At 67.1% G+C, this 12,591-nt stretch carries 14 protein-coding genes; 8 read left to right on the forward strand and 6 right to left on the reverse strand.

Annotated features, from left to right (window positions below; genetic code table 11):
• Nucleotides 1-2: 2 nt before the first annotated feature.
• Nucleotides 3-392 (forward strand): guanyl-specific ribonuclease, encoded by a 390-nt coding sequence (locus tag HF989_RS06320; protein WP_168684932.1) that lies wholly within the window; start codon nucleotides 3-5, stop codon nucleotides 390-392.
• Nucleotides 392-640 carry a hypothetical protein gene (locus HF989_RS06325; RefSeq protein WP_168684934.1) on the forward strand — a complete coding sequence of 83 codons (249 nt, stop codon included), beginning with the start codon at nucleotides 392-394 and terminating at the stop codon, nucleotides 638-640. The genes HF989_RS06320 and HF989_RS06325 overlap by 1 nt, the downstream gene beginning before the upstream one ends.
• Nucleotides 641-706: 66 nt before the next feature.
• On the opposite strand, the gene HF989_RS06330 is transcribed toward HF989_RS06325, so the two are convergent.
• A complete protein-coding gene (locus HF989_RS06330) occupies nucleotides 707-1,726 on the reverse strand; it encodes a DUF559 domain-containing protein (protein WP_168684936.1) in 1,020 nt (339 codons plus the stop codon).
• A 314-nt stretch (nucleotides 1,727-2,040) separates the two neighbouring features.
• On the opposite strand from HF989_RS06330, the gene HF989_RS06335 reads away from it, so the two are divergent.
• Genes HF989_RS06335 through HF989_RS06345 form a run of 3 tightly spaced genes read left to right on the forward strand, consistent with a single transcriptional unit; the run spans nucleotide 2,041 to nucleotide 4,923 of the window.
• The gene (locus HF989_RS06335) at nucleotides 2,041-3,753 is read left to right on the forward strand and encodes a carbon starvation CstA family protein (RefSeq protein WP_168684938.1); all 1,713 of its coding nucleotides are present in this window, start codon (nucleotides 2,041-2,043) and stop codon (nucleotides 3,751-3,753) included.
• Complete coding sequence (locus HF989_RS06340; RefSeq protein WP_168684940.1) at nucleotides 3,737-3,994, forward strand: cory-CC-star protein; 258 nt, start codon at nucleotides 3,737-3,739, stop codon at nucleotides 3,992-3,994. Before HF989_RS06335 ends, HF989_RS06340 begins: the two co-directional genes overlap by 17 nt.
• Nucleotides 3,985-4,923 carry an ArsA family ATPase gene (locus HF989_RS06345; RefSeq protein WP_168684942.1) on the forward strand — a complete coding sequence of 313 codons (939 nt, stop codon included), beginning with the start codon at nucleotides 3,985-3,987 and terminating at the stop codon, nucleotides 4,921-4,923. Before HF989_RS06340 ends, HF989_RS06345 begins: the two co-directional genes overlap by 10 nt.
• A gap of 1 nt (nucleotide 4,924) precedes the next feature.
• Here HF989_RS06345 and HF989_RS06350 read toward each other — a convergent pair whose 3' ends face one another.
• On the reverse strand, nucleotides 4,925-6,196 hold the full coding sequence (locus HF989_RS06350) for a deoxyguanosinetriphosphate triphosphohydrolase (protein ID WP_168684944.1): 1,272 nt from the start codon (nucleotides 6,194-6,196) through the stop codon (nucleotides 4,925-4,927).
• A 20-nt stretch (nucleotides 6,197-6,216) separates the two neighbouring features.
• Between HF989_RS06350 and HF989_RS06355 the strand changes: the two genes are divergently transcribed.
• Nucleotides 6,217-8,235 carry a TPM domain-containing protein gene (locus HF989_RS06355; RefSeq protein ID WP_168684946.1) on the forward strand — a complete coding sequence of 673 codons (2,019 nt, stop codon included), beginning with the start codon at nucleotides 6,217-6,219 and terminating at the stop codon, nucleotides 8,233-8,235.
• 272 nt (nucleotides 8,236-8,507) lie between these two features.
• On the opposite strand, the gene HF989_RS06360 is transcribed toward HF989_RS06355, so the two are convergent.
• From HF989_RS06360 to HF989_RS06370, 3 genes are read right to left on the reverse strand one after another with little or no spacing between them, the layout of a single operon-like run.
• Nucleotides 8,508-8,981 (reverse strand): hypothetical protein, encoded by a 474-nt coding sequence (locus tag HF989_RS06360; protein WP_168684948.1) that lies wholly within the window; start codon nucleotides 8,979-8,981, stop codon nucleotides 8,508-8,510.
• Nucleotides 8,978-9,484 carry a hypothetical protein gene (locus HF989_RS06365; RefSeq protein WP_168684950.1) on the reverse strand — a complete coding sequence of 169 codons (507 nt, stop codon included), beginning with the start codon at nucleotides 9,482-9,484 and terminating at the stop codon, nucleotides 8,978-8,980. Before HF989_RS06365 ends, HF989_RS06360 begins: the two co-directional genes overlap by 4 nt.
• An 11-nt stretch (nucleotides 9,485-9,495) precedes the next feature.
• Complete coding sequence (locus HF989_RS06370; protein ID WP_168684952.1) at nucleotides 9,496-10,878, reverse strand: glycine--tRNA ligase; 1,383 nt, start codon at nucleotides 10,876-10,878, stop codon at nucleotides 9,496-9,498.
• A gap of 175 nt (nucleotides 10,879-11,053) precedes the next feature.
• Here HF989_RS06370 and HF989_RS06375 point away from each other — a divergent pair, with 175 nt between their 5' ends.
• Together HF989_RS06375 and HF989_RS06380 are read left to right on the forward strand one after the other, a co-directional pair.
• Nucleotides 11,054-11,401, forward strand: coding sequence for an ArsR/SmtB family transcription factor (locus HF989_RS06375; protein ID WP_168684954.1), 348 nt, complete (start codon nucleotides 11,054-11,056; stop codon nucleotides 11,399-11,401).
• 15 nt (nucleotides 11,402-11,416) lie between these two features.
• A complete protein-coding gene (locus HF989_RS06380; RefSeq protein WP_168684956.1) occupies nucleotides 11,417-11,857 on the forward strand; it encodes a Fur family transcriptional regulator in 441 nt (146 codons plus the stop codon).
• On the opposite strand, the gene HF989_RS06385 is transcribed toward HF989_RS06380, so the two are convergent.
• Entirely contained in the window at nucleotides 11,858-12,583 is a 726-nt protein-coding gene (locus HF989_RS06385) for an isoprenyl transferase (RefSeq protein WP_168684958.1), read from the reverse strand.
• Between the last annotated feature and the right edge of the window lie 8 nt (nucleotides 12,584-12,591).

The raw sequence follows: 12,591 nt of genomic DNA on the forward strand, positions 1-12,591 counted from the left end.
CTATGAAGCGCCCATTCACCCTGCTCGCATGCTGTTTCTTAGGCGGCTGCCTAGCGACGCCACCTTCGGCCCCTCCCCATCCCGACCTCCCGGCGTCGGGGCTTACCGCGTGCGGCGCACTCCCCCGCGAGGCGTGGGACACCGTCGACCTCATCGAAGCCGGCGGGCCCTTCCCGTACCCGGACAACGACGACCGGCGCTTCGGCAACTACGAACGAACCCTTCCCGAGCAGCCGAAGAACTACTACCGCGAGTACACCGTGGACACCCCGGGTGTGAGCCACCGGGGCGCGCGCCGTATCGTCACGGGCGGCGGGGCGGACGGCCACGTCGACGAGTGGTTCTACACGGCAGACCACTACGAATCCTTCTGCGAAATGGAGGTCAACTAATGCACCCAGTGTTTGTCACCCGCCCGGTGCGCTCGGTCGAGGACCTCGGCGCCGCCATCATCGCCGCGGCGTACGGGCCCGCCGAGACAGAAGCACGCCCGGTGCCGCGCAACCTCGACGCGCTCGCGGACCTTCTGCGCGAGACCCAGGTGCGGCGTGTGGTGGTGACGGATTGGCAGGTGCCGGAGGCGTCGATAGGCGGATTGCTCGACGTTTTTGCCGACGCGAGCGTCGGGCTGGCCCGCTAAGCCCGCAAACCCCGAGAACCAAACCCCTATTACGGCCTGAAATGGCGCCTTCTTTGGCTTTGATTCTCAGGATTTGTGCAGCACGTCGACCACCTCCTGCAAGTCCGGCGGCAGCGCTACACTGCGCCCCGGGCCGTCCGGCGTGTAATGCTTCGGCTGCACCCGCGCGGGGAGGAAGTTCTGAGCAACGGGCCACGCATCGCGGATGCGTTGGATCAGGTCCCCCTCGTCTCCCCAGAAGTCCTCGGTGTAGAAATGCAGGACTTTGTACCCGTGCTCAGCGAGCCAATCGTCGCGCACACGTTGTTTAGCCAGCACCTTATGGGGGACTTCTTCGTATTTGAGCCACCCGTCAACCTCCACGACGATGTTCTCGCCGATAAGGAAGTCCACCCGGTACCGCCCAATCGCCGCCTGGATCCGATACGGCACGCCGTGGGCGTCGAGAATAAGACGCAGGAGGGACTCGTAGGGCGAGTCCGAAAGTCTAGTGGAGAGCGGGAGCGCTTCGCGGGCGTTGGCGATGCCCTTCGTGCCGGCCAGCCGAGCGATGGTGGCCCGAAACCGGTGCAGCAGCTCCTGGTACATCTCATCGCCGTGTCCAGACAGCACGCTGTCGAACGCCACGACGCCTTCGCACACACCGCGTTCGCGGGCGATGTCGACCGCAGTGCGGATCGCATTCGTATAGCGGACAGGCCCGTCGTGAATGATGTCAGCTTCCGGTATGCGCCGGTGGCGGTACTCGTACCCCGTCCAGCCACCGTTAGTGGAGGCCGGGCGCCCATTCGGCACCGCCAGCGTGACGGGTTGGTTGCGCGCGATGGTCCACACGCCGTTGAGCCTCGCCGCCGAACAATCGATAAGCACGGCCTTCCGGCTCTGGCACCCCGCTGCGTAGCACTTCAGAAACGCTTGCTCGTGCTCCTTGAGCCTCTTCCACGTCTCGGCGCAGAAGTACATCGACTTGGTCAGCTGCACCAACTCCCCTTCGCTGATGCGCCGGTGCGTCTCGGTGTCTATGGACGACACTCTCCGCACGTCCACGAGCTTCTCGCGAAGCTCCTTCTTACGAGTGTCTCTCATTAGTCCCCCCTGACCAGTTCACCCGCTGCGGAGGCTACCTCAACGGCGCCATTCCCGCCCGTATCCGGGCCTCCCGTGCCCGGTTCCACAAACCCCCAGTAACAAACCCCAAGTAAGGCCCGAAATCGAGCATTCTCGGGAGGGCTTACTCGGGTTTTTCGGAATTAGCGTGCGAGGTACAGCCCTCACCGCCCCGAGCCAATAGAGCCGGCGAATATAAACCGCCTGTTAGACACCTGGGAAAGTGTCGTGTGCCATAATGCCGATCATTGTGATTTGCAACATGTGAGACACGACACGATCGGAGATGACCTATGAGCTCACTCATCATGGTCCTCGTCGGCCTAGCAATGGTGGCCGCGGGATACTTGCTGTACTCGAAGTTCTTGGGCGAACGGGTCTACAGCCTCTCGGACGCCTACACCACCCCGGCGCACACCATGGAAGACGGCGTGGATTACGTCCCCACCAACAAGTACGTCCTTTGGGGCCACCACTTCACCTCCGTCGCGGGTGCGGCGCCGATCATCGGCCCAGCCGTTGCGGTGATCTGGGGTTGGGTCCCGGCGTTTCTCTGGGTCACGCTGGGCACGGTGTTCTTCGCCGGAATGCACGACTTGGGTGCGCTGTGGGCGTCGCAGCGGCACCGCGGCCAGTCCATCGGCACCCTGTCGGGGCGCTACATCGGCGCGCGCGGGCGCAACCTCTTTCTGGTGGTCATCTTCCTGCTGCTGCTCATGGTCAACGCGGCATTCGCCGTCGTGATCTCCAACCTACTCATCTCCACGCCGAGTGCCGTGATCCCCACCTGGGGCGCGATTGTTGTGGCGCTGTTGATTGGCCAAGCCATCTACCGATTCAACTGGAACCTGCCGCTGGTCTCCATTGTCGGCGTCGCCGCGCTGTACGGGCTGATGATTCTGGGCGACCAATTCCCGGTCTCCCTGCCGGAGACGATGCTGGGCATCCCGGCGCGCGGCTGGTGGATTATCTTCCTGTTCGCCTACGCGTTCATCGCCTCGCTGCTGCCGGTGTGGGTGCTGCTGCAGCCACGCGACTACATCAACGGCCTGCAGCTGTTCGTGGGCCTGATCATCCTCTACGGCTCGTTTTTCATCGTGCGGCCGGAGATTGTCGCGCCCTCGCTTCGCGACGCCGTTCCGGACGGCACCCCCGGCATCTTCCCCCTACTGTTTGTCACCATCGCGTGCGGCGCCATCTCCGGCTTCCACGGCATCGTGTCCTCGGGCACGTCGTCGAAGCAGCTGGATAAGGAGACGGACGCGCGCTTCGTCGGTTACTTTGGCGCGGTCGGCGAGGGCCTGCTCGCACTTGGCACGATCGTGGCCACCACTTCCGGCTTCAAGTCGCTGGCGGCGTGGGAGGAGATCTACAACGAGTGGAACGCGGGCGGCGTTAACGCGTTCATCCAAGGCGGCGGCGACCTGATGAACGAGGGCCTGGGCATTCCCACCTCCCTGTCCGCCACCATCCTGGCCACCATGGCCGTGCTATTCGCGGCCACCACCATGGACTCCGGCATCCGCCTGCAACGCCTCGTGGTCGCGGAAATGGCGGAGCTGGCCGGCGTGAAGCTCTCCGGCTTGGTCGCCACCATCATCGCGGTGGGCTGCGCGCTGGGCCTGACGTTTTCCATGGGCCTGGACGGCTCCGGCGGCATGCTGATCTGGCCGCTGTTTGGTACCACCAACCAGCTCATGGCGGGCCTGACGCTGTCGATCGTGGTGATTATCCTGACGCAGCTGCGCCGCCCGACCTGGCCGGTGCTGATCCCGTTGGTGTTTGTGACCGTCATGTCGTTGTGGGCGGCGGTGCTGCAGCTGCGCACCTTCTGGGGCGCGGGCAACTGGCTGCTGTTTGTGTTGGACGTCATCATCATCTGCTGCGCCATCTGGGTCATCGTGGAGGCGTTCACCGCGATCTCGAAGGCGCGCCGCGAGCCAGCTGTGACCTGGCGCGACGATGAGACCATTCCGGGCGAGTTGGCGGATGCGCGAACGTCTTAAAGCATTCGCCCGCGGCTTAGACGAGTTCTACAAAGCCCCCTACCGCCGCGAGTTCGCCCGCGCCGCGCGCGAGGAGGACGACCTGTTTACCCTCCTCGTCGCCTCGGAGACGCTGGGCATCCCCAACCCCGCAAGCTTCTACACACTCGAACTCATGCCATTGCTTTACGACGAGTTCCACGCCTGGCACACCCGCATGGGCATGGAGCACTCCCCCTTGGACGGCGTGCGATGCTGCTAGAAGCCGCGCCCGTGATGTTCTTCGGCGGCAAGGGCGGCGTGGGCAAAACCACCGTCTCCGCAGCCTGCGCGGTGCGCCTGGCCGAAGCCGGTGGGCGCGTGCTGCTGGTGTCCACGGACCCGGCGCACAACCTGGGCCACATCTGGTCGCAGCGCCTGGGCGCCGAGCCCACCCGGCTGGAGCCCGGGTTGGACGTGGTGGAGCTGGACCCGGCGGTGACCACCGAGCGGCACCTCGCCGGAGTGGAGCGCTCCATGCGAGCGATGATGCCGGAGCGAATGCACCCGGAAATCCGCCGCCACCTCGACCTGTCCAGGAACTCCCCGGGCATGCATGAGGCGGCGATGCTGGAGGCAGTGGCGGAGCTCGTCGATAGGCAGGGCTACGACCACATCATCTTCGATACCGCCCCCTCCGGCCACACCTCGCGCCTGCTGGCGATGCCAGAGCTCATGGCCGCCTACACCGGCGGGCTGATGGAGCGGCGCGAGCAGTCCGACAAGTTCTCCCGCGCCGTCCGTGGCCTGGGCGGCATCGCGGACGGCAGCCCGGTCGAGCGCCGCAACCAAGAAATACGCGCCACGCTGCTGCACCGTCGCCGCAAGTTCGAGCGCCTGCGCGACATCCTCACCGACCCGGGGAAATGCCTGTTCCACATCGTGCTCACCGCCGAGCGCCTGCCGGTGCTCGAGAGCGCCGAGCTGTACGACGACCTCACGGCCAACCGCATCCGCGTCAGCTCGCTGGTGATCAACCGCCGCAGCCCCGCCGGCGCCGGCGAGTTCATGGCCGCGCGCCGGCGCGTGGAGGACGACGCGCTGGCGCTCCTCGATGCCCGCTTGCTCGACGTGCCGCGCCGGGAGCTGCCGTGGCTGCCAGGTGAGATTGGCACCCGGGGCGCCCTGGCCGAGATCGCCTCGCGGCTGTGAGTTAGTAATACCCCTCGAACGCGGCGGCCTTCTTGGCGGTGCGCTCGAGGCGCGACTCGGTCATCGAGGCGATCTGGTCCACGATCACGCGCTCGCGCTCCACATCCGTCTCGGCGGCGCGGAACCACGCCTGGAACATCGTGTCCAGGCTGCCCGGCGCGCCGGCGCGCAGGTACTGGTGGACGCGGTAGATGCGGTCGCGCTGCCGTTCTTGGCGAGCCTGGTGCGCCGGCTGGTCCATCACGTAGAGCACCGCAACGGTCTTGAGCAGCCGCACTTCCGCCTCCACGTTCGGCGGCACAACCAACCGGCCGTGCTGGCGCCCTAACCCCTGGCCCGCAGCGAGCACGCGGTTGGCCTCGTCTTCCAGGGTGGCGCGGGTGACGGCGCCGACGTAGCGGCCCACCAGCTGTGAGGTCAGCGCCTTCAGCCCGGCCCACGCCGGAAGCGAGTAGTCGAACTCGGAGGCGGCCGCGATGGCGGGCAGCGCACGCAGCCGGTCCGCGGCGTCGACGAGCGAGTCGGCGTCGCCCCCGAAGGCGGCCGCGCCCTTCTGCGCCAGCGCGGCAAGCTCCACGAAGTCCCACAGCACGCGCAGGGACACGCGTCCGGAGACGATGCCGTCCTCCACGTCGTGTACGGAGTAGGCGATGTCGTCGGAGAAGTCCATGACCTGCGCCTCCATCGGGGGCGCGCCGTCTGTGTGCCCGTCGCGCACCCACGCCAGCACGGACGCGTCCTCGTCGTAGGCGGAGTACTTGCGGTTGACGGACCCGTCCGCGTTCGTGCGCGTTACCGGGTACTTCACCGCCGCGTCGAGGGAGGCCCGGGTGAGGTTGAGGCCGAAAGAGGTGGCGCGGATAAGCACCTTCGGCTCGAGCCGCGCCAGGATGCGCAGAGTTTGCGCGTTGCCCTCGAAGCCGCACGGCGCGACTTGGTCCAGCGCCACCTCGCCGTTGTGGCCGTACGGCGGGTGGCCGATGTCGTGCGTCAGGCCGGCCATCTCGCACAGGTCCGGGTTCAGCCCCAGCCCTTCGCCGATCCCGCGCGAGATCTGCGCCACCTCCAACGAGTGCGTCAGGCGCGTGCGTGGCGTGTCCCCGTCGCGGGGGCCGACAACCTGCGTCTTGTCCGCCAGGCGGCGCAGCGCGGCGGAATGCAGCACGCGCGCGCGGTCGCGGGCGAAGTCTCCGCGCGAATCCGGGGCGAGCTGCGCGCCCTTCGGCGCCTCGTCGGCGCGGCGGGTCGTATCGGCGGCGTTGTAAACGTACACGTCGCGCTACCCTAGTCGGCATGACTAGCCGTTACCTCCGCATACTCGCCGTGTCCGGCGGCCTGTTCGTCACAGCCGCCCCAGCGTTCGGCGTATCGACGGACGCTCCGCCCGCCCTCATCCAGGCCCAAGCCACCGGCACCACAGCCACCACCGCCTCAGTGGAACCAGGCCTGCTCACGCAGCCGGTGACCGACGACGCCGCGGTGCTGTCTGCGGACGAGCGCTCCGAGATCGAGTCCGCCATCCAGCAGGTCAGCCAGACCAAGGGCAAATCCGTGCGCGTGGTGTTTCTGCGCTCCTTCGGGCAGTACACCCCGTCGGCGTGGGTGGATAAGGCGGTGGCGGCCAACGGCTCCAACACCGCGGTGCTGGCTATCTCCCCCGACGAGCGGGCCTACAACGTCGGCGGCGGCGAGGAGTGGGCCCAATCGGAGATCGACCGCATGAACGACGCGGCGTACGCGCAGCTGACCAGCATGAACTGGTCGTCAGCGGCGTTGAATGCGGTTAATGCGGTGTCGGCCGGAGGGTCGTCGTCGGGCGGCGACGGCTCGGGCGCAGGCTGGCTTGCCGGCGGGCTGGGGGTAGCCGCGCTGGCGGGCGGTGGCGTGTACGCGGCAACGCGCAAGGGCTCGAAGAAGCAGCAGGCCAAGCAGATCGAGTCCGCGAAGGCGCTGGATCCTTCCGACACCGACTCGCTGGGTCGCCTGCCCACGCCGACGTTGGAAGAGCTCGCGCGCGACGCGCTGGTCTCCGCGGACGATTCCATCACACAGGGCAAGCAGGAACTCGAGCTGGCTACCTCCGAGTTCGGCGCGGACCGCGTGCGCCCGTTCACTTCCGCGATGAACAAGGCCACCGCCACCCTGCAGCGCGCCTTCGCCACGCACCAGCAGCTCTACGACGCAATCCCGGAGACCGAGCCCGAGAAGCGCGCCATGCTGGTGGACATCATCTCCTCGTCCGGTCGCGCTGAGCAGGCGCTGCGCGACAAGACCCAGGAGTTCAACGAGATGCGCGGCGTGCTCATGCGCGCGCCGGAGGAAGTGGACAAGGTCCTCGCGCGCACCGTGGACATCCGCGCCCGCCTGGAGCCCGCCCGCGCGACCCTGGAGCAGCTGCGCGGCGAGTACCCGGCCGAGATGCTGGAATCCATCGTGGACAATGTGGACCTCGCCGCCGCCTCCCTGGACGAGGCGGAAAAGGCCCTCGGCGAGGCGCGCCAGATTGCGCAGCAGCCGGCCGGGCGCCAAGGCGCGCTGCTGGACACCCTCGCCGCCGCCACCCGCGCGGTGAACGTCTCCGACACTAACCTCGCCGCCATCGAGCACGCCGAGGACAACATCCGCGCGGCGAAGGCGAACTTGCCCGCGCTGGTCAACGAGATCCGCGACGAGCTACGCCAGATCGAGCAGGTGAAGGCGGCGCGTGCGCAGGGCGCGGCTATCGACATCGCTTCGCTCGACGCCGTTGCCGCCAAGGCTCAACGCATGCTGGCCGACATGGGGAGCCGGGATGAGACCGACCCGCTGTCCCTGTACCAGGAATTGACTGGCATGGACGCGGAGATCGACGCCGCCCTCGACCGCGCCAAGGGCATCGCCGGCGACCAGTCCCGCGCGCTGCAGCTCTTCGACCAGCAAATGCAGGTGGCCGGCGCCCAGATCCAGCGCGCCGAAGACCTGATCCTCTCGCGCGGGCGCATCATCGGCTCCCGGGCGCGCACGCTGCTGGCGGAATCCAAGCGGCAGTACGCGCAGGCGCACCAGCTGCGCGTCCGCGACACCCGCACGGCCATCGACGCAGCACGCGCCGCCACCGACACCGCACGCCGCGCCGAGGCGGCTGCGAACGACGACATGCGCCGCTACCAAGCCGCGCGCAACCGCCAGACCGCCGACTCCCTGGCCAGCGCGGTGCTGTGGGGCTCGATACTTTCCGGTGGCTTCGGCGGAGGGTTTGGTGGCGGCGGCTTCGGCGGGGGCGGCGGAGGGTTCTCCGGCGGGCGGCCCTCCAACCGCGGCGGCACCTTCTAGCACGCCCGCGTCAGTCAACCTTGCCAGGCAGCCCTGCCGGGCAGCCCTGCTCTCCGCCCGAACCAGACCTCAAGCCGAGCGCACCTGCAAAACCTCAGGTTGCATCCGCTCTTGAGGTCTGGTTTCGCGCTGAGGTCTGGTTCTCCCCGGCGCCATCCACCAGACCCAGAGCAACAAACCCAGAGTATGGCCTAAAAACGGCCATGCTCTGGGTCGCTTAATAGGGGTTTGCGCGGTGGAGGGGCGGGTCCACGGCGGCGCCTAGCACAGCGCTAGATGCGCGTGCGGCGGGCGGGCGCGTCGACGAAGGTCAGCGCCCAAGAGATGAAGGCGAGGTCCACCAGCTGGATCTCGTCGAACCCGTCGGCGCGAAGGGTCGGTTCTGCCACGTCCACGCCGAGCTCGCCTGACGGGAACCCGCGGGTGACGGCGATGAGCTCGTCGGAGGCGTCGCGGATCTCGCGCTTCGGGGTGATGGCGCCGGCGAGGAAATCAAAACCCGTGCGGTTGCAGGTGTAGCGCCGCCCGGCGCAACTGGCGACGTAGCGCGAAACGGTGAGCCCCGCCTTGCGCAGCTCGTACTCGCCGCCGGTGCCCACATCGAACGCGCGGAACCGCACCGGGTTGTCGGAGGTAATGCGCAGTACGGTCTCGTTCGCTGTGCCGCCGAACACCGTGACCGTGTCGGGGGTGGCTTCGGCGATGGGCCTGTGGTCGTCGAGAAGCGACGAGCCCCGCCAGATCACAGCACCGCCACCACGGCGGTAAACAGGGACAAGAACACCAGCGTGGCAATCAGCGCGGTGGAGGTGACCATCTTGCGCGCCTCCAGCACGCTGCGCGAGAGCCACGCCAGCCCGGCGACGTGGGTGGGCGGCAGGGCGGTCTCCCCCTCGAATTCGAGGATGGCCTTCCGCACGCCGTTGTGGTCCTGCGTGAACTGCGCCACCTTGGCGCCGTCCGGGCCCTCGACCACCCAGTTCTTCGACGTCTCCGGGATGAACGCGTACGGGGTGTCCTCCACCAGCACGTCGATGCGCTTGGCGCGCTTTAGGCTGTCGCTGGTGCGCACGATGTCGCGGCCGCCGCTCGTGGCCACCGCGCCCGTTTCCGGGTGCGAGGTCAGCTCCCAGTGTTGGCCGCAGACAATTGCGCGGTCGTGCTCGAATACTCCGAGGATGTCCGGGCCGTCCTCGGCAAGCAGCTTCAGCGCGTCCCGGTTCGTGCGATCCCAGCTGACGTAATGCATGGGCGAAGAACTTAGCAGCCGATCAGTCGCGCGGCCAGGTAGGACTCAAGCTCCGCCAGCGGGACGCGCTCCTGCTCCATGGTGTCGCGCTCGCGCACGGTGACAGCCTGGTCCTCCAAGGTGTCAAAGTCGTAGGTGACGCAGAACGGGGTACCGGTCTCGTCCTGGCGGCGGTAGCGGCGGCCGATGGCGCCGGAGGTGTCGAAGTCCACGTTCCAGTGCTGGCGCAGCTTGGCCGCCAGTTCCTCCGCGGGGCCGGCAAGCTCCGGCTTCTTCGACAGCGGCAGCACAGCCACCTTCACCGGAGCGAGGCGGCGGTCCAGGCGCAGCACGACGCGGGTGTCGGTGCCGCCCTTGGCGTTGGGGGCTTCTTCCTCGTCGTACGCGTCGATGAGGAAGGCCATCATCGCACGGCCCAGGCCAGCGGCCGGCTCGATGCAGTACGGGATCCAGCGCTCGTTGTTTTCCTGGTCGAAGTAGGAAAGGTCCTCGCCGGAGGCCTCCGCGTGGGTGCGAAGGTCGTAGTCCGTGCGGTTGGCCACGCCCTCCAGCTCGCCCCACTTGGAGCCGGCGAAGCCGAAGGCGTACTCGATGTCCACGGTGCGCTTGGAGTAGTGCGACAGCTTCTCCTGCGGGTGCTCGTAGAGCCGCAGGTTCTCCGGGTTGATGCCCAGATCCACGTACCAGTTGAACCGGTCGTCGATCCAGTACTGGTGCCACGTCTCGTCCTCGCCGGGTTTGACGAAGAACTCCATCTCCATCTGCTCGAACTCGCGGGTGCGGAAGATGAAGTTGCCCGGGGTGATCTCGTTGCGGAAGGACTTACCCGTGTTGGCGATGCCGAAGGGCGGCTTCATGCGCGCCGACGTCATCACGTTCTTGAAGTTGACGAAGATGCCCTGCGCGGTCTCCGGGCGCAGGTAGTGCAGGCCCTCCTTGTCGTCCACGGGACCCAAATACGTCTTCATCAACCCGGAGAACGCCTTCGGCTCAGTCCAGTTGCCGGGCTGGCCGGTCTCCGGGTCGTTGATGTCCGCCAGGCCGTTTGCCGGCGGGTGGCCGTGCTTTTCCTCGTACGCCTCGATGAGGTGGTCGGCGCGGTACCGCTTGTGTGTGTAGAGCGACTCCACCAGCGGGTCCGTGAACACCTCCACGTGACCGGACGCCTCCCACACCTTGGTGGGCAGGATGACGGAGGTGTCCACGCCGACGGTGTCCGAGCGCGACTGCACCATGTGCTTCCACCACTGGCGCTTGAGGTTTTCCTTCAGCTCCACGCCCAGCGGGCCGTAGTCCCACGCGGAGCGGGTACCGCCGTAAATCTCGCCCGCGGGGTACACCAGCCCACGGCGTTTGCAGAGGTTAACGACGGTCTCGATCTTTGATGCGGGCATCAACGTCTCCTGGAGCGAAAGTGCGTGCAAAGTACGGGCCATAGTCTAGCCCGCCTGACGACGCCTCCGGTCACCCACCCAGTTTGGACAGCAGTCCCAATGCGCGGAGCATCTCTTGTATCCTGGGGTCTTGTCACTGCATTTCGCCCACAGACGCGGACGAAAGGGGACGCCGATGAGCGACGGCCGGCGTCATGCTGATCGCTTAGATCTCACAGGAGAGGATCTTGACCGAGCCGCCGCGCTGGTGAAGGTGCTGGATTCCCGGACGCGGCTGGAGATTCTCCTGCTGCTCGGCGAGGAAGAGATGGTGGTGCACCAACTCGTCGCCGAACTGGGCAAATCCCAGCCCCTCATCTCCCAGCACCTCCGCGTACTGCGCGCGGCGGGTCTCGTCACCTCGGCCCGCAAAGGCCGCGAGGTGCTGTACGCGCTGGCGCAGCCGGGCATCATCGCCATCATCGCTGAGCTCGCCGCAATCGCCGACCCCCTGCTGACCACACCAGAGCCGGTGCGGGACTAGCTACACTACTCGGCCATGACGCAACCCAACCGCCGGGCGCACCAGCCGCGCCCCGTACCCAAGCTGGGCCCACGCATGACGCGCCAGCGCGCCGCAGTCGTGGAGACGCTGCGGGGACTGGACAAGTTCGCGTCCGCGAAGACAATCCACGACCAGCTGCAAGACCGCGGCGTATCCGTCGGACTTACCACCGTCTACCGCACCCTCCAGTCGCTCGCCGACGTCGACGCCGTGGACGTGCTGCACTCCCCCGACGGCGAAACCCTCTACCGCGACTGCCTATCGCACCACCACCATCACCACTTGGTGTGCACGGAGTGCGGCCGCAGCGAGGAGATCGAAGGCGGCCCCGTGGAAAAGTGGGCCGAGATCATCGCCGCGCGCTACGGCTACGAACTCTCCGGCCACGAGGCTGAGGTCTACGGGGTCTGCCGCTCCTGCCAGGCGAAGCGCTAGCTACTTCGCAAACTTGTCCACCGCGCCGCCGAAGCGCCGGTCGCGCTTGGCGTATTCCAGCACCGCGTCCCACAGGTTCTGCTTGGTGAAGTCTGGGAACAGCACGTCCTGGTACACCATCTCCGCGTACGCGGACTGCCAGAGCAGGAAGTTCGAGGTGCGCTGCTCGCCAGACGGCCGTAGAAACAGGTCCACGTCCGGCATGTCAGCGCGGTAGAGGTAGCGGGCAATGGTCGCTTCGTCGGCGACGGAAACGCCGTCGTCGATAAGCTTTTGCACCGCGTCCGCGATCTCGGCGCGCCCGCCGTAGTTCACGCACATGGCCAGCGTGAGGCCGGTGTTGTGCTTGGTCAGCTCCTCAGCCACCTCGAGCTCCTCGATCACGCTGCCCCACAGCTTCGGACGGCGCCCGCACCACACCACGCGGACGTTCTTCTCGTGCAGCTCGTCGCGCTGGCGGCGCAGCACGTCGCGCGTGAAGTTCATGAGGAAGTGGACCTCGGACGGCGAGCGCTTCCAGTTCTCGGTGGAAAACGCGTACGCGGAAAGCCACTGAACGCCGCCGAGCTCGATGCAGGCATCCACGGCGTCCATGAGCTTTTCCTCACCCACCTTGTGGCCCTCGGTGCGCTTCAGGCCGCGCTGCTGGGCCCAGCGCCCGTTACCGTCCATCACCAACGCGATGTGCTTCGGGATGAACTTCGGATCAATCGTTGGAGCGCCCATGGGGACGA

It is taken from the genome of Corynebacterium mucifaciens, from assembly GCF_012396315.1.
GTDB classification, from domain to species: domain Bacteria; phylum Actinomycetota; class Actinomycetes; order Mycobacteriales; family Mycobacteriaceae; genus Corynebacterium; species Corynebacterium mucifaciens.

Bases quoted from the DNA above. Each gene is read 5' to 3' on its own strand.
- HF989_RS06320 (WP_168684932.1), top strand. From the start codon at position 3: ATGAAGCGCCCATTCACCCTGCTCGCATGCTGTTTCTTAGGCGGCTGC.
- HF989_RS06325 (WP_168684934.1), top strand. From the start codon at position 392: ATGCACCCAGTGTTTGTCACCCGCCCGGTGCGCTCGGTCGAGGACCTC.
- HF989_RS06330 (WP_168684936.1), bottom strand. From the start codon at position 1,726: ATGAGAGACACTCGTAAGAAGGAGCTTCGCGAGAAGCTCGTGGACGTG.
- HF989_RS06335 (WP_168684938.1), top strand. From the start codon at position 2,041: ATGAGCTCACTCATCATGGTCCTCGTCGGCCTAGCAATGGTGGCCGCG.
- HF989_RS06340 (WP_168684940.1), top strand. From the start codon at position 3,737: ATGCGCGAACGTCTTAAAGCATTCGCCCGCGGCTTAGACGAGTTCTAC.
- HF989_RS06345 (WP_168684942.1), top strand. From the start codon at position 3,985: ATGCTGCTAGAAGCCGCGCCCGTGATGTTCTTCGGCGGCAAGGGCGGC.
- HF989_RS06355 (WP_168684946.1), top strand. From the start codon at position 6,217: ATGACTAGCCGTTACCTCCGCATACTCGCCGTGTCCGGCGGCCTGTTC.
- HF989_RS06365 (WP_168684950.1), bottom strand. From the start codon at position 9,484: ATGCATTACGTCAGCTGGGATCGCACGAACCGGGACGCGCTGAAGCTG.
- HF989_RS06370 (WP_168684952.1), bottom strand. From the start codon at position 10,878: ATGCCCGCATCAAAGATCGAGACCGTCGTTAACCTCTGCAAACGCCGT.
- HF989_RS06375 (WP_168684954.1), top strand. From the start codon at position 11,054: ATGAGCGACGGCCGGCGTCATGCTGATCGCTTAGATCTCACAGGAGAG.
- HF989_RS06380 (WP_168684956.1), top strand. From the start codon at position 11,417: ATGACGCAACCCAACCGCCGGGCGCACCAGCCGCGCCCCGTACCCAAG.
- HF989_RS06385 (WP_168684958.1), bottom strand. From the start codon at position 12,583: ATGGGCGCTCCAACGATTGATCCGAAGTTCATCCCGAAGCACATCGCG.